Source organism: Neobacillus ginsengisoli (assembly GCF_030813055.1).
This window is the reverse complement of record NZ_JAUSTW010000004.1, coordinates 554,672-579,261: the sequence shown is the minus strand read 5'-3', so window position 1 is coordinate 579,261 and position 24,590 is coordinate 554,672. Positions and strand designations below refer to the sequence as shown.

The following is a 24,590-nucleotide window of genomic DNA, read 5'->3' as shown; positions in this document are numbered from 1 at the left end:
ACAAACATAAGTTCGAATTGCAGTTGACAACAAACAAATGTTCGTATTATAATAATATCAATAAATGCGAACATATATTCTTTTGCGAGGTGTTAATTATGAAAAAATTATGGAACCAATTCTCCTATGCTATTATTCTATTCCTTTTAAGCTGTTCAGTTGCTATTATGTTATCCTGCCACCTTAATTCCAATGACCAAGATAAGTTTGTAAAGGTTACTGTTTCCGAAGGGGATTCACTTTGGAAACTTTCTGATCAATTTTCTGGGCAGCATTCTTTATCAAATGAAGAATTCGTTAGTTGGGTTAAACGGCATAATAAGATAGAGGATGATCAAATTTTCCCTGGGGAAGAAATAGTCATTCCGGTGTCCAAAAAGGTCTCATCTGCAACGGAGTTTGCCAGTGCTGCCGGAGAATAGAAAGTGAGATGGATTTTTAATGAAAGCAATTATATACTGCAGAGTCAGCACAACGAAAGAAACCCAGGAAACATCATTAAAACGTCAAGAGGAAGAACTGATTCAGCTGGCAAAACAGCATCAATTCGATGTTACTATGATCATTAAGGAACAAGCCAGCGGATATGATCTCGAGCGGGATGGAATTCTCCAATTATTAGAGGAGATAAAAAATCAGCAAGTAAAAGCTGTTTTAATTCAGGATGAAACGAGGCTTGGAAGGGGAAATGCAAAGATTGCCCTTTTGCACGTTATATTAAAAGAGGGGATAAAGCTTTATAGTATTTCACATAATGGTGAATTGCTGTTATCAGAGTCTGATTCAATGGTGTTACAAATCGTCGGTATGGTCGAAGAATATCAGCGAAAACTTCATAATATAAAAATTAAACGGGGAATGATACGGGCGGTTAATCAAGGATTCAAACCCGAAAAAAATTTAACAAATCTTGGTGAGAATTCGGGGAGAGAAAAAATCGAGGTACCAATTGAAGAGATTGTTCGATTAAGAAAAAACAAGCTGACCTTTTCAGAAATTGCAGCTACATTAAGAGGGTTTGGCTATAACATTTCGAAAGCAACTGTACATAGACGGTATCAGGAATATATTGAGAAGCTGGAAATGTAGGGCATTTACCTTGTCATAAGAACTTTTATTTAGTAAAATCAGATGTCATGAACGGATATTTTACCGAAAGGAAGATCCTATAATGCTCTCAAAAGAAAAAATGGCCCGTATTAATGAACTGGCAAAAAAGGCAAAAACATCCGGATTATCAGAATCTGAGGCAAAAGAACAATCAAAATTAAGAAGTGAGTATTTAACAACATTTCGTTCTGCGATGCTGGATACATTAACACATACTAAGATCATTGATCCGGAAGGAAATGATGTAACACCTGAAAAAATAAAAGCAAGGAAAAAAAATACTCTTCATTAATTGAAAAGGGGTACAATTTTTGTATTCCTTTTTTACATATAGACTCAGTTTCTGTGTCAAAATAAAAAACAAACTGACTTTTCTTTTATATTTCTTCTCAATTTCTTGAATTAAAAACAAGGGAACTATAATATTAATAATGTACTTATTATCCGAGTGGTCAAGAAAGGATGTAATTCATGTTTAATTCTATTGATGATTTATCTGTAACTTCGATAAGAACGCTCTCCATTGATGCGATCGAGAAAGCGAATTCCGGACATCCAGGGATGCCGATGGGTGCAGCGCCTATGACGTATACGTTATGGACTCGTTTTATGAATCAAAATCCAAAAAATCCTCATTGGTTTAACCGTGACCGTTTTGTTTTATCTGCAGGGCATGGTTCAGCGTTGCTATACAGCATGCTGCATTTATCCGGTTACAAGGTAACAATGGAAGATTTAAAGCAATTCCGTCAATGGGGAAGTAAAACTCCGGGACATCCTGAGTATGGGCATACTGATGGTGTTGAAGCGACAACAGGTCCACTTGGTCAAGGAATCGCAATGGCTGTTGGTATGGCAATGGCAGAACGCCATGTGGCATCAGTTTATAACAAAGATAAGTTTGAACTTGTGAACCATTATACATATAGTATTTGTGGTGACGGCGATTTAATGGAAGGTGTTTCTGCTGAAGCTGCTTCACTTGCAGGACATTTGAAATTAGGACGTTTAGTCGTATTGTACGATTCAAATGATATTTCTCTTGATGGTGATTTAAATAAATCATTCTCTGAAAGTGTTAAAGATCGTTTTTCAGCATACGGCTGGCAATATCTTCGTGTTGAGGATGGAAATAATCTTGAGGAAATCGCAAAAGCACTTGAAGAAGCTCGAAATGATTTAGATAGACCAACCATGATTGAAGTTCGTACAGTGATTGGTTACGGTTCACCAAATCGTGCAGGTACATCAGGTGTACATGGCTCCCCACTTGGAGCAGAAGAGTTAAAATTAACAAAAGAAGCATATAAATGGACTTTTGAAGAAGATTTTCATGTACCGCAGGAGGTTTATGATAACTTCCAAAAGCTTATTGTTGGAAATGGCGAGAAAAAGGAAAAAGAATGGAACGAGCTATTTGCACAGTATAAAAAAGAGTATCCTGAATTGGCCACTCAGCTTGAACAAGCATTGAATAAAGAATTGCCGCAGGGTTGGGACAAAGATATTCCTGTTTACAATGAAGGAAAAAGCCTTGCAAGCCGTGCATCTTCAGGAGAAGTACTAAATGCAATTGCTAAGAATTTACCAACTTTTATTGGCGGATCTGCGGACCTTGCGGGTTCAAATAAAACCATGATCAAGGGTTCAAAAGATTATATGCCAGGTGCGTACGAAGGTCGGAACTTCTGGTTTGGTGTCCGTGAATTTGCAATGGGTGCTGCTCTGAATGGTATTGCATTGCACGGCGGTGTCCAAGTATTTGGAGGAACATTCTTTGTATTCTCTGATTATTTACGCCCGGCAATCCGTCTTGCAGCTTTAATGGGATTACCTGTAACCTATGTATTTACTCATGATAGTATTGCAGTCGGTGAAGATGGACCAACACATGAGCCAATCGAACAACTAGCTGCATTAAGAGCAATGCCGAATCTATCTATTATCCGTCCTGCAGACGGAAATGAAACTGCAGCTGCGTGGAAGCTAGCTGTAGAGTCAACCAACAAGCCAACAGCACTCGTATTGACTCGTCAAGATTTACCGACAATTAAAGGTACGGATATAAATGCTTACGAAGGAGTTTCCAAAGGAGCTTATGTCATTTCTGCTGCTGAAAAAGAAACTCCTGATGCCTTAATCCTTGCCACTGGTTCAGAAGTTGGTCTTGCGATTGAGGCACAAAAAGCGCTGGCAAACGAAGGTGTTCAAGTTTCAGTTGTCAGCATGCCTTCTTGGGATCGCTTCGAAGCACAATCAAAAGAATATAAAGAAACTGTCCTTCCGAAAAATGTAAAGAAACGTCTTGGTATTGAAGTAGGTTCTTCTTTTGGTTGGCATAAATATACCGGTGATGAAGGTGATGTATTGGCCATTGACAAATTCGGAGCCTCTGCACCAGGTGAGAAGATTATGGAAGAATACGGCTTTAGCGTCGCTAATGTTGTTGCTCGCGTAAAAGCTCTTTTATAAATAATAACAATAATAAACAAGGGAACGGCTAATCGGTCGTTCTCTTTTTTATGTATATTATTAAAAATTTCACAAAATTTATACAAAAAACAAGTTTTTATCGTTATAATTTAATTGGATTAAATTTCTAAAAGGTATTGACAAAAATAATAGTTTTTAATTTAATTCTGTACAATCGACAAAAATAGTGAAAGTTTTTGCCGCCGAAAGACAAATGTTTTGAATTTGTTTTTTTATAATAGGAAAAAGGGTTTCAACGAAGGAGAGAACGGTGTGAGAAAATATCAGCTATATTTAATAGAAGATGAATTTGCCGCCCATTACTTCGGAAGAGAGCTCATGTTTTTTCAACTTTTTCAGGAACATGAAAAAGCAAACGGCGAGCTTAAATTTATTACACAAAAACAAATTAACTATATAACAAAAACGCTGGAAGTTTTAAAAATTCATCAGCTTATTCAAAAACAATTAAGGAAAATTAAAGGCTTTCGTGCAGATCATGGTACATACTCAATTGAACTAAGCGGTAAGCTAAGCACGGCAAAGCTGGAAGTTTATCAAGAATTAATTACAGTAGAAGCAAGTGGAAGCTATGAAGCAGAAACAGCATTTTTTGAAGTATTGAGAAAGTGCGAATCTTCTTTTTTAGCCATAGATTTTGAACATCAGCGTTTTGGCTGGTTAAAGCCGATAAAAGAACGTAAATTTGTCTAATTTAAAGCTGAGTTGATATTGTGTATTCCCATTTTATTTAGTACACTGTATGGTAGACAACATGAAGGAGGAAGTTTAATGGGTATGTACATTCTAGTAGGTATACTATGCTTAGCAGCTGGTGTAGCACTAGGATTTTTCATTGCTCGTAAATATATGATGAGCTATTTAAAGAAAAATCCACCAATTAACGAACAAATGCTAAAAATGATGATGATGCAAATGGGTATGAAGCCTTCTCAAAAGAAGATCAACCAAATGATGGCCGCCATGAATAAGCAATCAAAATAATAAATGGACAAGCACTCATATCGTATGGGTGCTTTTTTCATATCTTTAGCTTGAATATTGTTTCTAAATATTTATTATTTTGAGAATTTTTGTTAAAATTAAAACTCTACGCATGTTTGATTTTTTCGAAAAGATAGATACATATAAGCTTTCGGGGGTGTGAACATGAAGGTTTTTTTAGACCTGGGTTGGTTTTTTAAACAAGAGAAAAAAGCGTACATATCAGGAATTCTGCTCCTGTTGTTTGTGGCACTGCTTCAGTTGGTGCCGCCCAAGGTCATTGGTATCATTGCGGACCATATAAAAAATGGAACGATGACAAAAGGGCTAATCGTGAAATGGGTGATTGTCCTTACAATGGTGGGACTGGCGACCTATATCCTGAGATACTATTGGCGAATCATGATTTTTGGTTCATCGGTAAAGCTTAGCAAAATATTAAGAAATCGTTTGTATCAGCATTTTACGAATATGTCACCGGCATTCTACCAAAAACGAAGGATTGGCGACCTAATGGCCCATGCAACTAATGACTTACAGGCCATTCAGCAAACTGCCGGGGCGGGGGTGTTAACCTTAGTTGATTCTCTCTCCACGGGTGGATTTGTCATTATCACCATGGCAGTCACAATCAGCTGGAAATTGACACTGATTTGTTTGATTCCCATGCCATTTATGGCGATGTTGACAAGCTGGTTTGGGACGATGCTGCATCGGACCTTCCATAAGGCGCAAGAAGCATTTTCATCCTTAAATGATAAAACACAAGAAAGTATTACCGGTATTAAAGTCATCAAAACCTTCGGCCAGGAACAGGAGGATATTGAAGATTTCCGAAAGCAATCAGAGGATGTTGTCCAAAAAAATATCATAGTGGCCAAAATTGATTCTCTTTATGACCCGACGATTTCGATTATTGTTGGAATCTCCTTTTTTTTATCCATTGTGTTTGGAGCAAAATATGTGTTGGCTGGCGAATTAACAATTGGACAATTAATATCGTTTACTACTTATTTAGGTTTACTCATTTGGCCGATGCTGGCATTTGGCTGGTTGTTTAATATTGTTGAGCGGGGCCGCGCTTCTTATGACCGGGTTACTGCTCTACTAAGTGAATCAGTAGAGATTACTGACAATGAAAGGGTATTAGCAATCATGCCAAGCGGCGATATCGAATATAAGATAGCTGAATTTATTTATCCGGGTGAAAAAGAGGCGATTTTGAAGGATATTTCCTTTTCATTAAAATCAGGAGAAACACTTGGAATCGTTGGTAAAACCGGGTCAGGAAAGACAACTCTGTTAAAGCTTCTTATTCGGGAGTATGAGAGGTATAAAGGCGAAATCACTTTTGGCGGAAAAACCATTCAGGAATATAAGCTTGAAAAATTACGTGAAGCTATTGGCTATGTTCCTCAGGACCATTTTTTATTCTCAGCAACAGTGGCCGAAAACATTGCGTTTACAAATCCGCACGCAAAGCATGATGAAATTGAAGGCGCTGCCAAATTAGCAAGTATCCATCAGGATATTCTGCAATTTACCGATGGTTATCAGACGGTGGTTGGCGAACGGGGCGTCTCATTATCGGGAGGGCAGAAACAGCGTATTTCCATATCCCGTGCCATACTGATGAATCCGGAAGTTTTAATCCTAGATGATTCCTTATCGGCAGTAGATGCTAAAACAGAAGAAGCGATACTTTCGGCTCTCAGGGAAGAGCGGGAGGGGAAGACCACCATTATTACTTCTCACCGTTTAAGCGCTATCCAACACGCAACATTGATACTTATCCTAGAGGACGGCAAGATAATCGAAAGAGGTACGCATGAAGTTCTAATGAATAGTGGAGGGTGGTACAAGGAGATGTATTTGCGTCAGCAGTTAGAAGAGTTAGTAGAGCATGGAGGACATTAACATGGAAAAGCCTGTATTGTTGACAGAGAAGGAGCAACGAGGGGTATTATATCGCCTTCTTTCCTATACAAAGCCGTATAAAAAATCATTAACCTGGGCCTTTAGTCTGCTGCTTTTGACCACATTGGGAGACATCGTCGGACCGCTTTTAGTCAAAAATTTCATCGATGATTATTTAACACCCGGGAAGCTCGCTTTTCAGCCTTTGCTAATTCTTGGATCACTATATATGGGGATTCAAATTGCTAAATCCGTCATTATGTTTTTTCAATTGGTGAAATTTCAGGAAATTGCCTTAAAAATTATTCAACAGCTTCGCATTGATGTTTTTTCGAAGGTACAGTCACTGGGCCTAAAGTATTTTGACACCACACCTGCAGGGAGCATTGTTTCCAGGGTCACGAATGATACGGAAGCCATTAAAGATATGTTTGTGACCGTCTTAGCAACGTTTATCCAGAGCGGATTTTTACTGACTGGCATATTCATTGCGATGTTTATTTTAAATGTGAAGCTTGCGTTTTTATGCTTGTTCATCATTCCGATTCTATTGTTTGTCATGAACTTATACAGGAAATTAAGTTCGCGCTTTTATTCTGATATGCGGGAAAGACTTAGCCAGTTGAATGCCAAGCTAAGTGAATCCTTGCAGGGAATGGCAATCATCCAGGTATTTCGCCAGGAAAAACGGCTGCGAAAGGAGTTCGGCGAGATCAATGAGCAGCATTTCAAGGCAGGTATGAGGAATATTAAAATCGATAGCCTGTTATTAAGGCCGGCGATTGATTTAATTTATATATTCGGTCTAATTATCGTCATCAGTTATTTCGGAATTGCCTCATTTCAGCACACTGTCCAAATCGGGGTATTATACGCGTTTTTCAGTTATTTGGACCGATTTTTTGAACCGGTCAACCAAATGATGATGAGGCTTTCTTTATACCAACAAGCCATTGTAGCGGGATCAAGAGTTTTTAAACTGTTAGACGAGCGGGAATTGGCACCATCGCAAAATGCAGAAAAAACGAAATCGATTGAAAAAGGAAAAATTGAATTTAAGAATTTAAGCTTTTCCTACGATGGAAAACGTGATGTATTAAAACATATTTCCTATACCGCCAATCCCGGAGAAACGGTGGCACTTGTTGGTCATACAGGTAGTGGAAAAAGCTCGATTATCAATTTATTGATGCGATTTTATGAATTTGAGCGCGGGGAAATTTTAATTGATGGTGAATCCATACGAAACTTCACCAAAAATGAACTTCGAGACAAAATGGGTCTCGTCCTACAGGATCCATTTTTGTTTTATGGAACAGTGAAGGATAATATTCGTCTCCATAATACAGAATTAACAGACGAAGAGGTGGAGGAAGCGGCAACATTTGTTCAAGCTCATTCGTTTATTGAAAAACTGGAAGATCGGTATCATCATAGGGTCGTGGAAAGGGGTGCTGCGTTTTCTAGCGGACAAAGGCAATTAATTGCCTTTGCAAGGACCATTGCAGCCAATCCGAAAATTCTTGTTCTTGATGAGGCAACCGCTAATATTGACACCGAAACAGAAGAGGCAATTCAAACAGCTTTAGCGAAAATGCGCAAAGGACGGACGACAATTGCGATCGCGCATCGTTTATCAACGATACAGGATGCTGATTTAATTCTTGTTCTTCACCATGGTGAAATTATCGAACGAGGAACACATCAAGATCTTCTTGCACTTGGCGGTTTATATCATAAAATGTTCTTATTACAAAATGGAGCTGTTGAACGCTTAGAGGACGTTGCCCAATAAAAGGAAAAATCCCGGTTTAACCCGGGATTTTTGTGCAGTCTTAGAAGCCTGCAGTTTGGACCTTTTTTATGTAAATTCGATTATATTCATTTAATAGATTGTCAAGTTCCTGACTGTAGCGTATAGCAATGGAGGAACTTAAGCCGTTAGTGATCGCGACTTGAATTAATTCAGCCCGCTTTTTTTCAATTAATGTGATTAAATCTTGTTTGATCACGGCCGATGTCCTTTCTGGAGAAACTCCAAAAATTTGCGACAAAATGAAATTTACAAGAAACTATCATTTTGTTTTACTAGTATAACCTATGATGGGAATAAATTCAAAGGAGATTTGTAAAAAAATATCCATAAACAAAGGTAATTATTTCAAATTTTGATAGATTTATGAAAGTTAATGGAAATTTTTTGATTGAGTCACAAAATATTCATGATACCCATTATCTTTTGGTTTAAAGTTTTGTTAGAATGAATGAGTATCGACTATAGTGGGAGTGTTAATATGCATGACGTAAATATATTCTTAGCAGTGGGAGCGGGATTTTTGAGTTTTATTTCACCTTGCTGCCTACCCTTATATCCGGCGTTTTTATCGTATATCACCGGAATGTCAGTCGGAGAGTTAAAAAGTGAAAATGCGATGCTTCAAAAGCGAAGCCTGTTTCATACGTTGTTTTTCCTATTAGGGTTTTCCATCATTTTTATAGCAATCGGTTTCGGTACATCCTTTATTGGCCGTTTTTTCCTTGAATACCAAACCTTGATCCGACAATTGGGCGGAATCTTTATCGTTTTCTTTGGATTAATGATTGTTGGGATATTAAATCCGGAATTTATGATGAAGGATCGTCGTTTCGAATTTAAAAATCGTCCTTCAGGTTATATTGGCTCAATCCTTATTGGGATGGCATTTGCTGCAGGCTGGACGCCTTGTACAGGTCCAATTCTATCATCGGTAATCCTTCTGGCTGCATCAAATCCGGGATCAGGTGTTTTATACATGATTGCTTATTCGCTTGGTTTCGCCGTACCATTTCTCATCCTATCTTTCTTTGTTGGACGGATGAAATGGATTCGGAAGCACAGTGGGAAGATTGTGAAAATTGGCGGTTACATCATGATTGTCATGGGGATTGTCCTCTTTTTCGATTGGATGACCAAAATCATAACCATTTTCCAAGGATTGTTTGGTAACTTCTCAGGATTTTAATTCTTCTGGAAATGATTTGATATTCTTGCTAAGATTCTTTATATTTTATAGTAAATAGTCTAATATTGGATACTTTGATTTCGAGGATGCTAGATTCTGATATGAGCATCCTTGGTGACTCAAGGGGGAGCTGTGTTGGCAAGAATATTAATTGTGGATGATAAAAAACTGATGCGAGTGACATTAACTAAAATCTTAAATCAAACTGACCATACAGTGGTAGGGGAAGCGGAAAACGGGAAGGTGGCAATTCAGTTATTTCGCGAATTAAAGCCGGATATTGTGACCATGGATATTACGATGCCGGAAATGAGCGGTCTTGAAGCAGTCAGAATTATTCGAAATGAATTTCCTAATGCAAAAATTATTATGTGCTCATCCATGGGTCAGCAAAAAATCATCGTCGAAGCGATTGAATCCGGCGCTAAAGACTTTATTGTGAAACCATTTGATGATTGCCGAGTTCTTGATGCCATCAACAGAGCATTAAAATAGTAACCATTTACGGGACTCCTGAAATGGTTTTTGTTTTTTATCTTTTTTTGGTAGTTATCCATTTTTGGTAACAAAAAAAGATAAATAATATGTAGATATTTTTTTCTTATTTCTTTTGTTTGATATATAATGAGTATGAAAATAATTAGATAAGGAATGAGTTCCAATGAACATGGTTGTTGCTTCTTCGATTGGCGCGGCTTTTATGGCCGTTTTCGTCTTGTTCATCCGTTTAAAAGCCGCAAAAAAACCGACGAATGCGAAAAAAATTATTTTGCCGCCATTTTTCATGAGTACGGGGGCACTGATGTATTTGTTCCCGCAATTTCAATTAACTCCGATGGAAATCATCGAAGCTATCATAGTGGGGATGCTTTTTTCCATTTTACTAATCAAGACCTCAAAGTTCGAGATTCGTGATAATGATATTTATTTGAAGCGCTCAAAAGCTTTTATCTTTATTTTGATCGGATTATTGATTGTCAGGATTATTATGAAAGCAGTATTAAGTGCAACGATCGTCTACACCCAATTAGGCGGAATGTTCTTCCTTCTTGCCTTCAGCATGATTGTCCCTTGGCGTCTTGCGATGTTTAGAGATTATAAAAGGCTCTTTAATCAGTTGCATAGTGTGAAAAATTAAATTTGTTTATTAAGATAGCACTGGTTCTCTATGAGGATCAGTGTTTTTATGTTCAATTTGACACTTTTTTGAAAAATAAAAACCATCCACACTGCTGGACGGTTTAGAATAAATGTTCATATGGTGCGACGTCAATCCTATTTTCAAAAAGCTTTTTACGTAAAAATTTATGATCTCTTTTTGGCGTTGCTTGAATATAACCGCGGATTACAAGTTCTTCAGTAATTTTTGGAGCATTTTCTTTAAGTGCAATTTCACCGATTTTCCCGGCGATTTTATGTCTTGCAACGTCGCGGAAAAGCTCGGGTACCGGGCTGACTAAGTCTTCCAGGAGAACTTTTTCCTGCTCGCTCCACAGGTGACGTGATTCGTTTACATAATGTTCTTCCCAATCCATCACGGATTTACCGTCTGCTTTGGGCATTTTTTTCAAGAACTTTCGGAACATAAAGAATCCGCCAACGGCGAAAGAATAAACCAATATGAAAATCCAAAAAAGGATAAACCATAAAAACCAACCATGAAGCATTCTCATTCACCTACAAAAACATTTTTTCCTCTTATTATAGTCTGTTTTTGCCAAATAAAACAAGTATTCGTAGTAAAGTTTACGATTATGTGAAAAGTATTGTAAGCAAGTTGGTTTTATTAGTATAATAATCTTGCTATCAAAATGGGGCTGAATGGGGTACTGGTGTCCTCCACAGTCTTCAACACTGCTTGAGACCACCGTGTGTGGTCTGGTGGGTTCGATTCCCACGCAGTCCCGCCAACGTTGACTTTTCAATCAATCAATGAACTTCTCACCTACACAGTCTTTTGTTCATTTTGAACGACACTGTGTGCGACCGAGAAGCTAAAACTGTGTGTGTTCAGAGCCTTCAAATATTATATTTGGAGGTTTTTTGTATGCGTAAAAGTGTTAGGAAACATGGAAGAACTATGACATCGATAAAGGTTACTGAAAGCTTTACAATGTGTGAGATGTTTGAGCGGTTTATGTGGTTTAAACAATCTGAGGGTTTAGCACCTCGTACTATCGAGGAGTATAGGATTCACTTTCAATGGTTACTAGACTATCTTGAAGAAGACTTATCAAGGGAGCAAATGACACTTGATGTCTTTCTTGGTTGGGCTGATTTCATGTTGAATGATAAGGGTCTTCAACCAACTACTGTAAACATTCGTGTAAGAACAATGAGAGCGTTCCTACGATGGTGTTATCTGGAGAACCTTATTGACACTCCTATTCACGAACGGTTCAAACCAATAAAAACAGCAGAAGATACTATTGAAGCTTTATCTGTTTCTGAAATAAAGACTTTGTTAAACGCTTTTGATGAATCAACTTTCGTTGGTTTTAGAGATAAAGTTATGGTCATGGTTCTCCTTGATTCGATGGTTCGTATCTCTGAACTATTATCAATGAAGCGGAGCAACGTTGATTTCAAAGCTGGAGTAATTAAGTTAGAAGCTATGAATACCAAAACAAGGAAAGCACGTGAAGTTCCTCTTTCGAGTAAGACCATGAAGCTTCTCAAGGAGTATTTTATTGAATCAGAGGATTTTGGAGAAGACCTCCTTTTCTTGACTTACGACGGTAGGGAAATGGTTTCTAACACTTGGAGAACTAGATTACATGAAGTGGCTAATCTTACTGGGATAATATTCGGTTATATACGAGTAAGCAGTAAAGACCAAAATATTGATCGTCAACTTAACGAAATGCTTAAACTAGGTATAAATGAAAGGGATATATTTATAGATAAAGAAAGCGGGAAAAATTTTAATCGCCCACAATAGAAAGCATTAAAACAGTGCTTCCGTGAAGGTGACTTACTTTATATAAAGTCGATTGATCGTTTTGGCCGAAATTCCAAAGAGATTAAAAAAGAATGGGAAATTATTACTTCCGAAATAAAAGCTGACATTAGGGTAATTGATATGCCATTGCTGGACACAACCCAATACAAGGACACTCTAGGGACCTTTGTTTCCGAATTAGTATTGCAAGTTCTTTCGTTTGTTGCCGAAAAAGAAAGAGAGGATATTAATAGGAGGCAGCGAGAAGGAATTGAATCGGCCAAAGCAAAAGGTAAACATCTAGGCAGACCGAAAATAAGCCTAGAATCATTAAATGAGAAACAGAAGGCAATTTTAAAAACTAAATATGAATCATGGAAAAAGAACAAAATAACGGCAGTTGAATTTATGAATAAAATGGATTTAAAGAAAAATTCGTTTTATAAAATCATGAAGGAATATGAATCAGGAAGGCACTAGTAATAGTGCTTTTTAAATCAAGTATAAGATTGTGAGGATTTTGCTTAGTCTGGCTCTAACCTTTGGATTTTATGGCTTGTCTAAGAAAAAGATTAAAGCCGATTCAACAATTGGATTAACACTTAAAACAATGGTGATTTCTCCTATTGCGTTAGCATATTTGGTTTATTCAATATTTCAATCTCAAATACAATCTTTTGATTCTATTTCAACAAGTTTACTATTAATAGACAGTGGCATCGTAACAGCTTTACAACTTTTATTATTTACAAAGAGTGCCAAAAAAGTTTCATTAACTATGCTTGGTATTCTTCAGTATATATCGCCGACTATATCTCTAATAGGGGGAGTGTTTCTTTATCACGAAGTTCTGACAAACGCACATTTTATCGCCTTTGTCTTTATATGGTGTGCTCTTGCGGTTTATACTATTTCTTCCATAACAAAATGGAGGCAAGAACAAATGAAAAATGAAATTAATATGGAAGCTTAGTGAGAGATTTTTCCCTTTTATTAATTAAAAGGGGTATTTAAAATAAGAATTAAAATATAAACGAAGTACTGTGTGCGTAGCTATTTTTTAATAAAAAATAAATATTAGTTTCTTCAGTCTGTTTGTTTAGCGAAATCAATTGAAAATTAGGGTGGAACCTACGTATGGTCGTACAATCCCACCTCAACTCTCTTCCTTAATCCTTCTAAAAGGTTATTCAAATTTTTGCAAATTTTTGCCTTATAAGATCTTTAGCATCTATTTCATATTATCGTACTCTTTTAAAAAGTCGACAAATGCGTGAACAGCCGACAGTGAAAGTGACCTTTCCCGGTACAGCAGCCATGTATTTCTTTTTAAAGGCTCTTTATTCTTCTTGGTTAATATTATTTTGTGAACATCGTCTTCTTTTTTTAAGCAAATTGATGGAAGAATGGCATACCCTAAACCCATAAGAACCATTTCTTTACAAGTATCGATGCGGTCTACCTCCATTGTGACGGTAGGAGGATGGTCAAAGGTCTCCTGCCACCAATTATCAATTAATGTTTTTTGGGTTTGGTCCGTTTCATAATTAACTCTGGGCAGGCTAGGTAATTCCTTTATATTTTTTATTTGTTTTTGCGATACTATTAACATAGGTTCTTCACGAAATAAATATTTTTCTTCCTGCCAGATATAATTTCCGCGGACAATACCAACATGAACCTCTTCTTTATGAAGCAGATGGTTTATTTCAGCACTCCAACCAGTTTTAACGTTAACTTCAACATTTGGATAATGATTAATGAATTCTTTTAAAATGGCTGGAAGTTCGTATCTTGCAAAAATACCGGAAACTCCAATTCTTAATACCCCTCTGATTTCCTTATCCATGTTCTGTACAAATTCTTTCGTGTTTCGAAGCTGCAAGATCATATTTCTTGCATATTGGGCTATATATTCACCTTGTGCCGTGAATTCTACACCTCTTTTTCCTCTCGCAACAATCATTGTACCAAATTCTCTTTCTAATTGCTGTAAGCGATAGGTTAATGCCGGTTGAGAAATATACAGTTTTTCTGCGGCTTTAGAAATATTTCTCTCCTGAAAGATGGTTTGGAGAATAACCCAATCTTTTTCATCCATTGAAGCACTTACCTCCTTAACCATAAATTATATTTATATTTTTTTTGTAAATATACAAATTATTTCAATAATTAATACTATACTAAAAATATAAATATGAAAATATAGAATTACATTTTACTTTTTTTATACATAAACAATTAGTAGTTTACTGTTTATTTCTCTAAAATAAATAAAAAGCGATAAAATAATTTTTAAATTTCTCCAATTTCTTTATCATAAAGAGATTTTATGGATGTTAATAAATAATCGATATTTTTTTTATTTTTTGAATTATGATAATTTTTATTTAACAACTTTGATAGACAAGTCAATGACAAAGACAGAAAGGGGAGGAATGAAAAAAACATGAGACAAAAGGGGAGGAATTGTCATGTATAAATCGGGACTTAACATAGCAAATCGAATGGATCGGTTACCTATTTCGTCTGTTCACAAGAAAATAATTATTGCTTTAGCTGTTGCCTACTTTTTTGAATTCGCAGACTTGAATACGTTTTCATACGCTGCACCTGCATTAGTAAAACAATGGCATTTACCTTTAAATACTATCGCAATTATTAACTCCAGTGCCTTTTTCGGAATGTTTATAGGAGCTACTGCAGGGGGATGGCTTGGAGATAAGGCGGGAAGAAAGAAATCGCTCATTATTTCGCTTGTACTGTTATCTTTATTCTCTGCTTTGAATGCGCTTTCGTGGGATATTTGGTCGCTTGCAATCTTCAGATTTGTAACAGGGATGGCATCTTCGTCTTTATTAGTTAATGCGAATACGTATATTATCGAATTCTTTCCAAAAGCTGTTCGCGGTAAATATCAAGGCCTGGCTGTTGCGATTGGAATCACGGGTATTCCGATTACTGGTTATGTTTCCACTTGGTTAATACCTATGACGGATTATGGATGGCGGCTCGTGTTTGTATGGGGGGCACTGGGGATCTTTGCGTTATTCGGAATAGTTAAATTGTTTGAATTACCCCGTTGGTATGAAATGAAAGGACAAGTAAGCAAAGCAAAAGAAACCTTGGAACAAATAGAAAAAATTGTGGCAGGTGAAAAAGGGCCCCTTGCTAAACCGGAGCCTGAAGTAATGATTGCTCCAGTTACTACAGGGAGAATGTCAGATATTTTCAAAGGGATTTACCTTAAACGTACGATTATACTTATTTGCGTTTGGATCCTTCAAACTATAGCCTTTTATGGCTTTGGGTCCTGGGTCCCAACATTATTAGTAAAACAAGGGATTGGAATTTCCCACTCTTTACTTTACAGTACTTTAATTACTTTAGGTGCTCCATTAGGATCATTAACTGGTGCAATGATCTCAGACCGCTTCGAGAGAAAAACAAATATTATTGTCTCTTGTTTCTTCATTGCAATTGCAGTATTTTTATTCGGAGCCACACTAAATCCTGTAATGATTGTTGTATTTGGCTTCCTTATTAACTATATAGAAAGAACCTTCTCATCAAATCTTTATACGTATACATCAGAACTTTATGGAACCGAAGTACGTTCCTTCGGACAAGGTTTAACTTACGGCATTGGAAGAGCATCTAATATAATTGGACCATTCATTATTAGTTTTATTTACACTGGGTACGGATATTTAAATGTATTTCTTCTGATTTCAATTGTGTGGGCTGCCACAGCAGTAGCAATATTCTTTGGGCCACGTACATCTAAGCGAAGTCTGGAAGAAATCAATGGAACCCAGTCGTTAAATACCTACTCAGCATCATCCAATCTCTAATATAAATATTTTACTAATATCACAATTCCACGAAAAGGAGCTAATTAGTTTTTAGCTTCTTTTCTCTTTTTTTTCTAGCCGTCCGAATTTGATAGATTCCTTATTATCATAAAAATTTTCAATGGACTTTTATAAATTATTGATATTTTTTTTATTACAAAAATTATAATATGCTTATATTAAAGATTTTTATCATAAAAAGACCGATTTCATGGAGGTGATTTTAATGTGGATTATCACTGTTTATTCAAGCGAAAAAGGCATTACAATGTATGAGTTTGATAGCGAGAAGGAAGCAAGAGAAGCATTACAGGATGTTCAGGGTTGTAAAATTCTTTCAGAGATTATTTATTTAAGTGAACAATCTCCTGCTTTAGTAGCAGTTTAATATTTTTTGGAAAATATATGGCGCCTTCAAACTAATAGTTGCGTAGAAAGCTTTAGGGGGAATCCCTAAAGTTTTTTTGTCTTTTGTAAAGATTAAAAAGTATTTACCATAAATTTTTTTAATGAACTTATATAAATTTCTAATATTTTTTTTATTACAAAAATTATAATATGATCATTTTGTAGCCGGGAGCGGAAAGGCTGTTCTTGATGCCGGGATGTCAAAAGATAATCAAGATTAATTTACAAAACTTTAGATGGAGGTAAGTATATTGAACCTTAAAGAAAAGTCATTGCACTTGCATAGGGAATATAACGGAAAATTAGAGATTAAATCAAAAATAGAGTTAAAAAGTAAGGAAGACTTATCTCTCATTTATACTCCAGGAGTAGCCGAAGCTTGCAAAGAGATTAATAAAGATAAGAATAATGCTTATGATTATACAATCAAAGGAACAACCATTGCTATGATCACCAATGGTACGGCTGTTTTAGGTCTGGGAAGTATCAGTCCGCTTGCAGGATTACCCGTATTGGAAGGGAAAGCCTTGCTACTCAAGGAATTTGGTAATGTGAATGCTTTTCCAATTTGTATAGACAGTAATGATCCTGATGAAATTGTGAAAACCATCCAAATAATTGCGTCAGGGTTCGGCGGAATCCATCTTGAGGATATTAAAGCACCGGAATGTTTTTATATTGAAAAACAATTAAAAGAAATATTGGATATCCCCGTTTACCATGATGACCAGCATGGAACAGCAGTTGCTGTGTTAGCAGGATTATATAATGCCGTTAAATTTCTTAATAAGACCTTAAAAGAACTTAAGATTGTGATAAACGGCGCAGGCGCCTCAGGCATTGCCATTGCTAGAATCCTTTTGGCTGCAGGGGCAGAGCATATCGTATTATGTGATATCAACGGAGCTATTGTTGCAGGAGATCCAACGATTAATGATGCCCAAAAGGAAATTGCTAAATTGACTAACCGGGAATTTGAAACAGGCAACCTTCAAGACATCATCCAAAATAAAGATGTGTTTATCGGTGTCTCGGTAGAAAATGTTTTAACTAAAGAAATGGTACATACGATGAATCAAAATAATATTATTTTTGCACTGGCAAACCCAACTCCAGAGATATTGCCGGATGATGCGAAAGCTGGCGGCGCAAGAATCATTGCAACCGGTCGTTCGGATTTCCCTAATCAAATCAATAATTTGTTGGTTTTTCCGGGAATCTTTAAAGGAGCGTTGAAAGTGAGAGCCCAAGATATTACCGATGAAATGAAGTTAGCGGCGGCAAGAGCAATTGCTGATCTTGTTACCGAAAAAGAACTTAACGAAAACTATATTATACCGGATGCTTTTGATAAGAGAGTGAGCCAGGTTGTCGCTAATGCTGTGAAAATGGTAGCCGAGTCGACTGGAATTGCGAAGTTAGTTGCAATCTAACAAAAAAAGGTGAACATGCAATGTGTTATGTGAAATTGACTGAAAAGATTCTAACCCTTAAATCAAACGCAGAAATGAGTCAGCTGAAGGAATTTCTCAAAAAGCAGAATTTATCTCTGGATGCGGATGTTGAATATACAATTGCTATATTTGATGGTCAAAATATCGTGGCTACAGGTTCCCTTGGCGGTAGAATTCTAAAATGCATTGCTGTGGATGAGGAATATCAGAACATGGGGCTGTCAGCAAAACTTGTCACCCATCTTGTCCATGAGGCCTATTCAAGAGGAAACACGCATCTTTTTATCTATACAAAGCCGAAAAACAAGAGCATATTCTCTGACTTGGGGTTTTATCCAGTCGCCGAAGTTCCTTCAAAGGTCATTCTAATGGAAAACCGCTCGGCAGGGATTAAAAACTACCTGAAACAAATCATCCAAGAGAAAGAACAAGTTATCCCTGATAAAAGGGGTAAGAATCGTGCAGGGGCCGTCATAGTAAATTGTAATCCGTTTACTTTAGGGCATCAGTACCTAATCGAGTATGCAGCGTCGAAATGCGAAGCGCTCCATATTTTTGTTCTCCGGGAGGACAAGTCAAGTTTTCCTTCTGCAGTCAGATACAGGCTTGTAAAAGAAGGAGTTAAACACTTGGATAATGTTGTTGTTCATTCTGGAAAGGATTATATCATATCGGATGCAACTTTCCCATCCTACTTTATCAAAGAGTTCCACGATGTGGTCGAGACCCATGCGATGCTGGACATAGACATATTTGCGAACTATATTGCTCCGGCACTTGGAATTAAAAAAAGATTTGTTGGTGAGGAACCCTGCTGCAAGGTTACATCAACGTATAACTCGGTCATGCAGGAAATTCTCTCTGCCCGTGAAATAGATGTACAGGTAATTCCAAGGGTGTTGTCAGAAACGCAACCGATTAGTGCTTCCAGAGTAAGGGATCTAATTCATGCAGGTAAGCTACACGAAGTGAAGAAGCTGGTTCCTGAAACAACCTATCAATTTCTCCTCTCATCTGAGGCTAAGGGAATTATCCAGCGTATTCAGGCAAAGCATACAAAGACATTATTGAGAGGTGGATGAAAAATGTTGATGTTGCCAGAAAGAATAAAAATTTTGAATGTAGGAATTGCAGGGACGCTTGAGTCAAGCGATATCACCATTCAAATTGAAAAGAGTGAAGGTAAAGGAATTGAACTTGAACTCAAAAGTACTGTCGCAAATCAGTTTGGCAAACAAATCAAAAAGGTGATTTTAGAGACATTATTAGAGTTAGGGGTAGAGAATGCATTAGTCTTTGCGAATGATAAAGGGGCTTTAGATTGCACCATCCGGGCTAGAGTAAGGACGGCAGTAAGCAGGGCTGCCCATCATAATTGTTTTCCCTGGGGGGGGAAATAAGTGGGGCGACTGAGAAGGAGTATGTTGTATGTACCAGGAAACAATCCAGGCATGATTAGAGACGCTCATATCTATGGATCGGACGCCATCATGTTTGACTTGGAAGATTCAGTTTGCCTTTATGAAAAAGACGCGGCGAGACTTTTAGTCTATGAAGCGCTAAGAACTTGTGATTATGGACGAACGGAAGTTGTTGTCCGTGTAAATGGTTTAAATACACCTTATGGCAGAGGTGATTTTGAAGCTATGGTCAGAGCAAAGCCAGATGCAATCCGGTTGCCTAAAACCGAGACACCAGAAGATGTAGTGGAAGCTGATCAATTAATAACACAGATTGAAAAGGAAAATGGTATCGAACTGGGAACCATCAAACTCATGGCGGCTGTTGAAAGCGCTTCGGGGGTCATTAATGCTTATAAAATTGCAACGGCGAGTTCGCGGCTAATTGGTATTGCGCTTGGAGCTGAGGATTTTGTAACTGACCTAAAAACAACAAGGTCCCCAGATGGGATTGAATTACTCGCTGCAAGGAGCCAAATCCTCTTTGCGGCACGGGCAGCCGGGATTGATGCTTTGGATACTGTTTTTTCTGATGTGAATGATGAAGAAGGATTTATCCGCGAAGCTAAACTTATCAAACAACTAGGGTTTGATGGAAAATCCCTTATTAATCCACGCCAAATTAATATTTTGCATAATATCTTTACGCCAACGGAAGATGAAATTCAGAAATCCATTCGGGTTATCGAAGCAGCGAAAGAAGCGGAGAAAAGAGGGTCGGGTGTTATAAGCATGGACGGTAAAATGGTTGACAAGCCGATCATCGAAAGAGCATACCGTCTCCTTGAACTGGCTGATGCTGTATATACAGAAAGTATTGAGGAGGTGTGGCAATAATGTTTAATAGAGTTGGACGAAATATACCGGAAGAGATTTTTGGACTCGGAGCATTACCACTGTTTGATTCAAATGAATTGGTGAAAAATACACAGCGTTCTAAAGACCGCCTTAAGAATTCTGATCGAAATAAAATCCTTGATTCTATTGAAACAGCGATTCGTAATACAGGCTTAAAAGATGGAATGACGATTTCCTTCCATCATCATTTCCGAAATGGTGATTATATCATTAATATGGTTCTCAATGCCATTTCACGTATGGGAATTAAGGACCTTGTTTTAGCACCAAGCTCTCTTTCCTGCATCCATGCACCATTGATTAATCATATCAAAAGCGGAGTAATTCGGAGGATTGAGACAAGCGGACTGCGAGGTGAATTAGCTGATGCTATTTCGAACGGCTTGATGGACATACCAATTGTGATCAATTCTCATGGCGGCAGAGCCAGGGCAATCGCCTCAGGAGAACTGCCAATTGATGTTGCCTTTTTAGGTGTGCCATCCTGTGACCCTGCCGGCAATGCCAATGGATATGCCAGGGATCATTCAGCGGCGTCAGAATGCGGTTCATTGGGATATGCCAAGGTTGATGCCCAACATGCCAAAAAAGTAGTTTTAATCACGGATCATTTGGTGGAATATCCTAATACACCTTTCGCTATTCCTGAGTCTCAGGTAGATTATATCGTGGTTGTGGATGCAATCGGTGATCCAAAAGGAATTATGTCGGGAGCAACCCGGTTTACCAAGAATCCGAAAGATTTGCTAATCGCTCAGAATGTTGCCGAAGTTATTGAGGCTTCAGGCTATTTCATAGACGGTTTTTCGCTGCAAACAGGGTCAGGAGGAGCTTCCCTGGCGGCAACTAGGTTTTTAAGAGAAAAGATGATTGAGAGAAATATCAAGGCGAGCTTCGCGTTGGGCGGTATTACAGGTCAGATGGTTGCTCTCCATGAGGAAGGCCTTATTAAAAGATTACTAGATGTACAAGGCTTTGATCTTAAAGCAGATGAATCACTTAAAAATAATCGGTTTCACCAACAGATTGATGCTGAGTATTATGCAAGTCCGGATAATCCGGGAAGTGCAGTTAATCAATTAGATGTAACAGTATTAAGCGCATTAGAAATCGATCTTGATTTTAATGTGAACGTCATTACCGGTTCTGACGGAGTCATTCGCGGCGCCTCAGGCGGACACTGTGATTCAGCTGCAGGTGCAGCCTGCGCAATTATTGTCGCTCCACTCATTAGGGGCAGGATGCCAACTATTCTCGACAGGGTGCATACGATAGTCACCCCGGGCTGCTCAATTGATGTATTGGTTACAGACCAAGGTATTGCTGTGAATCCTCGTAGGCAGGATTTGTATCATAACCTAAAAAAAGCAAATCTGCCGGTTATGTCCATTGAAGCACTCATGGCAAAAGCTAGCCAAATAGTCGGAATTCCGGAACCAATCAAGGTAGAAGATAAGATTGTCGGTGTGGTTAAGTATCGGGATGGATCAGTGATTGATGTGATTCACCAGGTAAAGAAGGATTCTTGAAGATGACTGGAACCCAACTAATAACGCTTGAGCAATTATTAGAGGCTCGTGAGCTTAGGGCAGCCCATCAGAAGGAATTAATCGAGAAATACAGATTGCCATTGGTATCATTCACAGTGAATATGCCAGGTGAGAGCAAGAAAACGCCAGACAGTTCCATCATTTTTCGTGAGGGCTGCAATGCACTGGTTAAAAAACTCAAGGAGACCATTTGTGGATTGGAGTATTATGATTCCAAAAATCCAGATACTGGATTTGAGGCGTTCTTTGTGGTGAAAACTGCTGAACGGTCTTTAAAAGCACTTATGCTTGAGATTGAGAATGAGCATCCACTTGGCCGTCTGTTTGATTTAGATGTCATAGGGGTTGATGGAAAGCCTATTTCTAGAGAAACCTTAGGTAATTCAAAACGTAAATGCCTGCTCTGTGAACAGGATGCCCATTTTTGCGCTCGGAACAGAGAACATACAGTAGAAACCCTCATTGAGAAGATCCATAGTATGGTTGATTCTTATATAAAAATTATACCCTAAGTTAGCTATGAAGGCCAAACTCCGATAAGCCCAGGGAATTATGGGGTTTGGTCATATTTTTAATATGTTAGCAAGCTTGAAAGGAGAAAAAGATCAAACATGGAGGAATCCTGGATGCAAACCATTCCGCAAAAAGCGCTGCGTGCTTTACTTTATGAGGTTTCCGCTAGCCCCAAACCTGGGCTTGTTGACAGATTCAACCAAGGGGCACATACCGATATGGATTTCTTTACGTTTATAGACAGCAGCTCTGCACTGAGTAACTATTTCTCTTACTGTGTTGTTGAAGGCGTAAAGTACTCAGGGAAAAATCCTGAAGAACTGTTTCAAGCCTTAAGAGGCCTTGGGATTAATGCTGAAAAAGTGATGTTTGAGGCAACTGACGGTGTAAATACTCATAAAGGTCTAATTTTTTCCTTAGGTGTCATTTGTGCGGCAGCTTCTTGCAGCATGATGGAAAGTGAATCCAAAAATGTGGATATCGAGATAATCTGTGAGAAGGTTTCTCTAATGACTAAGGGTTTATGTTTAAGGGAACTAACTTTCTTGAACAAGTCCGAAGGTCTTACTTACGGGGAAAAACTTTTTCTGAAATATGGTCTGAGGGGTATACGTGGAGAAGTAGAAAGCGGCTTTGCTACCGTGCGCAATTACTCTCTTCCTGTAATAAGGAAATTAAAATCTTTAAAATCCTTTCATATCAACGATATTCTGGTGCAGGTACTCCTTCATTTAATGGCGGTAAACGAGGATACCAATATCGTTGCAAGACATGATTTAAAAACTTTGGAATATGTTCAACGTTATGCCCAACAGGTACTGGATTTAGGAGGTATGTTAACACCAAAAGGTATGGAGATGGTGTTTGAAATGGACAAGGAATTCATTGGAAGAAACATCAGTCCGGGAGGGTCAGCAGACCTTCTGGCAGTAACCGTTATGTTGGACCTTCTGTTAGAGGGATTACCTTTTTCTGGTTCAAGTATCCAGCGAAATTGTGTGGTATAAATAAAAAAGTACTATATAACTGCCCCCGAAAAACATGTACATATCCTTGTAAATTCTTCAGTCTTCCAAATTTGATTTACACTAATTTTATTTAAAATTCAAGAATCCTTTTATTTGAAACAAATATAAACTTTTTCTCTCTATCATAAAAGGTTTTTATGATAGTTAATAAACAATCAATATTTTTTTTATTTTTTATATTATGATAACTTTTAATTATCAATTGATCCAACAGGCTTAATATAGAAAATCTGATGGATCGGTTGCCTTTTTCTTCGATTCACAAAAAGGTTCGTATTGCTTTGTCTATTGCCTATTTTTTGAGTACGCCGATTTAAATACGTTTTCATATGCATCTCCGGCTTTGGTAAAACAGTGGCACTTGCCATTAAGTGTTATAGCAACAATCAACTCCATTGCCTTCTTTGGGATGTTTTTGGGAGCCTCTGCAGGGGATGGCTCGGTGATAAGGTAGGAAGAAAGAAATCTATAATTATTTCTCTTCTATTATTATCTTTTTTCTGAGTAGTGAATGTGTTTTCGTGGGACGCCTGGTCCCTGGCAATTTCCAGATTTATTAACGGAATGGCGACTTCGTCATTGCAATTGTAGTATTTTTATTCGGGGCAACACTAAATCCTGTACTAATTGTTGTATTTGGTTTTCTCATAAATTTTATTGAAAGAACTTTTCTTCCAATCTTTACAGTTATACATCAGAACTTTATGGAACGGAAGTTCGTTCTTTTGGACAGGGGATAACATACGGAATTGGCAGATTTTCTAATGTTTTAAGACCATTCATTATTAGTTTTGTTTACACTGGTTTTGGATATTTAAATGTATTTATTTTGATTTCACTTGTTTGGATTGTATCAGGATTAGCCATATTCTTTGGACCTCGAACCTCTAAAAGAAGCTAGGAAGAAATCAATTGAACCAAGTCAGATAATCCTTATTCAGCAGCACAAAATCTCTAATACTTAAAAAACAGTATTAAGTAGCCAGAATCATTTCATCCTTTGAGTCGTTTGAGATGA

24 protein-coding genes, 1 tRNA gene and 1 pseudogene are annotated in these 24,590 nt (G+C 37.6%); 23 read left to right on the top strand and 3 right to left on the bottom strand.

Annotated features, from left to right (window positions below; all coding sequences use genetic code 11):
- Positions 1 to 98: 98 nt before the first annotated feature.
- The 8 genes from yneA (at position 99) to J2S10_RS15140 (ending at position 8,299) form a co-directional block, all read left to right on the top strand.
- Positions 99 to 422 (top strand): cell division suppressor protein YneA, encoded by a 324-nt coding sequence (gene yneA / locus J2S10_RS15175; protein ID WP_307409198.1) that lies wholly within the window; start codon positions 99 to 101, stop codon positions 420 to 422.
- A 19-nt stretch (positions 423 to 441) separates the two neighbouring features.
- Positions 442 to 1,089, top strand: a complete 648-nt coding sequence (locus tag J2S10_RS15170; RefSeq protein ID WP_307409196.1) for a YneB family resolvase-like protein — start codon at positions 442 to 444, stop codon at positions 1,087 to 1,089.
- Between the two features lie 82 nt (positions 1,090 to 1,171).
- Complete coding sequence (locus J2S10_RS15165; protein WP_307409194.1) at positions 1,172 to 1,402, top strand: DUF896 domain-containing protein; 231 nt, start codon at positions 1,172 to 1,174, stop codon at positions 1,400 to 1,402.
- A 179-nt stretch (positions 1,403 to 1,581) separates the two neighbouring features.
- Positions 1,582 to 3,582, top strand: coding sequence for a transketolase (gene tkt, locus J2S10_RS15160; protein ID WP_307409192.1), 2,001 nt, complete (start codon positions 1,582 to 1,584; stop codon positions 3,580 to 3,582).
- Positions 3,583 to 3,855: 273 nt separating this feature from the next.
- Positions 3,856 to 4,296, top strand: coding sequence for a sporulation inhibitor of replication protein SirA (gene sirA / locus J2S10_RS15155; protein WP_307409190.1), 441 nt, complete (start codon positions 3,856 to 3,858; stop codon positions 4,294 to 4,296).
- 78 nt (positions 4,297 to 4,374) lie between these two features.
- Positions 4,375 to 4,587, top strand: a complete 213-nt coding sequence (locus tag J2S10_RS15150; RefSeq protein WP_307409188.1) for a YneF family protein — start codon at positions 4,375 to 4,377, stop codon at positions 4,585 to 4,587.
- Positions 4,588 to 4,752: 165 nt separating this feature from the next.
- Positions 4,753 to 6,504: an ABC transporter transmembrane domain-containing protein gene (locus J2S10_RS15145; RefSeq protein WP_307409186.1), complete on the top strand. Its 1,752-nt coding sequence runs from the start codon at positions 4,753 to 4,755 to the stop codon at positions 6,502 to 6,504.
- 1 nt (position 6,505) lies between these two features.
- The gene (locus J2S10_RS15140) at positions 6,506 to 8,299 is read left to right on the top strand and encodes an ABC transporter ATP-binding protein (protein WP_307409184.1); all 1,794 of its coding nucleotides are present in this window, start codon (positions 6,506 to 6,508) and stop codon (positions 8,297 to 8,299) included.
- A 40-nt stretch (positions 8,300 to 8,339) separates the two neighbouring features.
- On the opposite strand, the gene J2S10_RS15135 is transcribed toward J2S10_RS15140, so the two are convergent.
- Positions 8,340 to 8,516: an aspartyl-phosphate phosphatase Spo0E family protein gene (locus tag J2S10_RS15135; RefSeq protein ID WP_307409180.1), complete on the bottom strand. Its 177-nt coding sequence runs from the start codon at positions 8,514 to 8,516 to the stop codon at positions 8,340 to 8,342.
- A gap of 282 nt (positions 8,517 to 8,798) precedes the next feature.
- On the opposite strand from J2S10_RS15135, the gene J2S10_RS15130 reads away from it, so the two are divergent.
- The 3 genes from J2S10_RS15130 (at position 8,799) to J2S10_RS15120 (ending at position 10,644) form a co-directional block, all read left to right on the top strand.
- Complete coding sequence (locus tag J2S10_RS15130; protein ID WP_307409177.1) at positions 8,799 to 9,506, top strand: cytochrome c biogenesis CcdA family protein; 708 nt, start codon at positions 8,799 to 8,801, stop codon at positions 9,504 to 9,506.
- Between the two features lie 135 nt (positions 9,507 to 9,641).
- On the top strand, positions 9,642 to 10,001 hold the full coding sequence (locus J2S10_RS15125) for a response regulator (RefSeq protein ID WP_307409176.1): 360 nt from the start codon (positions 9,642 to 9,644) through the stop codon (positions 9,999 to 10,001).
- Positions 10,002 to 10,167: 166 nt separating this feature from the next.
- Complete coding sequence (locus J2S10_RS15120) at positions 10,168 to 10,644, top strand: CcdC family protein (protein ID WP_307409174.1); 477 nt, start codon at positions 10,168 to 10,170, stop codon at positions 10,642 to 10,644.
- A gap of 103 nt (positions 10,645 to 10,747) precedes the next feature.
- Here J2S10_RS15120 and J2S10_RS15115 read toward each other — a convergent pair whose 3' ends face one another.
- On the bottom strand, positions 10,748 to 11,173 hold the full coding sequence (locus J2S10_RS15115; protein ID WP_307409172.1) for a DUF2621 domain-containing protein: 426 nt from the start codon (positions 11,171 to 11,173) through the stop codon (positions 10,748 to 10,750).
- A 146-nt stretch (positions 11,174 to 11,319) separates the two neighbouring features.
- On the opposite strand from J2S10_RS15115, the gene J2S10_RS15110 reads away from it, so the two are divergent.
- The 3 genes and pseudogenes from J2S10_RS15110 (at position 11,320) to J2S10_RS15100 (ending at position 13,420) form a co-directional block, all read left to right on the top strand.
- Positions 11,320 to 11,416 (top strand) — tRNA-Sec (locus tag J2S10_RS15110).
- Positions 11,417 to 11,553: 137 nt separating this feature from the next.
- A pseudogene (locus tag J2S10_RS15105) lies at positions 11,554 to 12,927 on the top strand (recombinase family protein).
- A 31-nt stretch (positions 12,928 to 12,958) separates the two neighbouring features.
- Complete coding sequence (locus J2S10_RS15100) at positions 12,959 to 13,420, top strand: EamA family transporter (RefSeq protein ID WP_307409170.1); 462 nt, start codon at positions 12,959 to 12,961, stop codon at positions 13,418 to 13,420.
- A 258-nt stretch (positions 13,421 to 13,678) separates the two neighbouring features.
- Here J2S10_RS15100 and J2S10_RS15095 read toward each other — a convergent pair whose 3' ends face one another.
- A complete protein-coding gene (locus J2S10_RS15095; protein WP_307409167.1) occupies positions 13,679 to 14,548 on the bottom strand; it encodes a LysR family transcriptional regulator in 870 nt (289 codons plus the stop codon).
- A gap of 373 nt (positions 14,549 to 14,921) precedes the next feature.
- Here J2S10_RS15095 and J2S10_RS15090 point away from each other — a divergent pair, with 373 nt between their 5' ends.
- The 9 genes from J2S10_RS15090 to citG all read left to right on the top strand — a co-directional run bounded on the left by J2S10_RS15090 (position 14,922) and on the right by citG (position 23,551).
- A complete protein-coding gene (locus tag J2S10_RS15090; RefSeq protein ID WP_307409165.1) occupies positions 14,922 to 16,301 on the top strand; it encodes an MFS transporter in 1,380 nt (459 codons plus the stop codon).
- A gap of 226 nt (positions 16,302 to 16,527) precedes the next feature.
- Entirely contained in the window at positions 16,528 to 16,689 is a 162-nt protein-coding gene (locus tag J2S10_RS15085; RefSeq protein WP_307409163.1) for an RNA-binding protein, read from the top strand.
- 271 nt (positions 16,690 to 16,960) lie between these two features.
- A complete protein-coding gene (locus J2S10_RS15080; RefSeq protein WP_307409161.1) occupies positions 16,961 to 18,142 on the top strand; it encodes an NAD(P)-dependent malic enzyme in 1,182 nt (393 codons plus the stop codon).
- Positions 18,143 to 18,162: 20 nt separating this feature from the next.
- Positions 18,163 to 19,245, top strand: coding sequence for a [citrate (pro-3S)-lyase] ligase (gene citC / locus J2S10_RS15075; RefSeq protein WP_307409159.1), 1,083 nt, complete (start codon positions 18,163 to 18,165; stop codon positions 19,243 to 19,245).
- A gap of 3 nt (positions 19,246 to 19,248) precedes the next feature.
- Positions 19,249 to 19,563, top strand: a complete 315-nt coding sequence (gene citD, locus J2S10_RS15070) for a citrate lyase acyl carrier protein (protein WP_307409157.1) — start codon at positions 19,249 to 19,251, stop codon at positions 19,561 to 19,563.
- Positions 19,564 to 20,460, top strand: a complete 897-nt coding sequence (gene citE, locus J2S10_RS15065) for a citrate (pro-3S)-lyase subunit beta (protein WP_307409155.1) — start codon at positions 19,564 to 19,566, stop codon at positions 20,458 to 20,460.
- Positions 20,460 to 22,010, top strand: coding sequence for a citrate lyase subunit alpha (gene citF / locus J2S10_RS15060; RefSeq protein WP_307409153.1), 1,551 nt, complete (start codon positions 20,460 to 20,462; stop codon positions 22,008 to 22,010). Before citE ends, citF begins: the two co-directional genes overlap by 1 nt.
- 2 nt (positions 22,011 to 22,012) lie before the next feature.
- Entirely contained in the window at positions 22,013 to 22,543 is a 531-nt protein-coding gene (citX, locus tag J2S10_RS15055; protein ID WP_307409151.1) for a citrate lyase holo-[acyl-carrier protein] synthase, read from the top strand.
- Between the two features lie 99 nt (positions 22,544 to 22,642).
- The gene (gene citG / locus J2S10_RS15050; RefSeq protein ID WP_098530521.1) at positions 22,643 to 23,551 is read left to right on the top strand and encodes a triphosphoribosyl-dephospho-CoA synthase CitG; all 909 of its coding nucleotides are present in this window, start codon (positions 22,643 to 22,645) and stop codon (positions 23,549 to 23,551) included.
- The last annotated feature ends 1,039 nt before the right edge of the window (positions 23,552 to 24,590 follow it).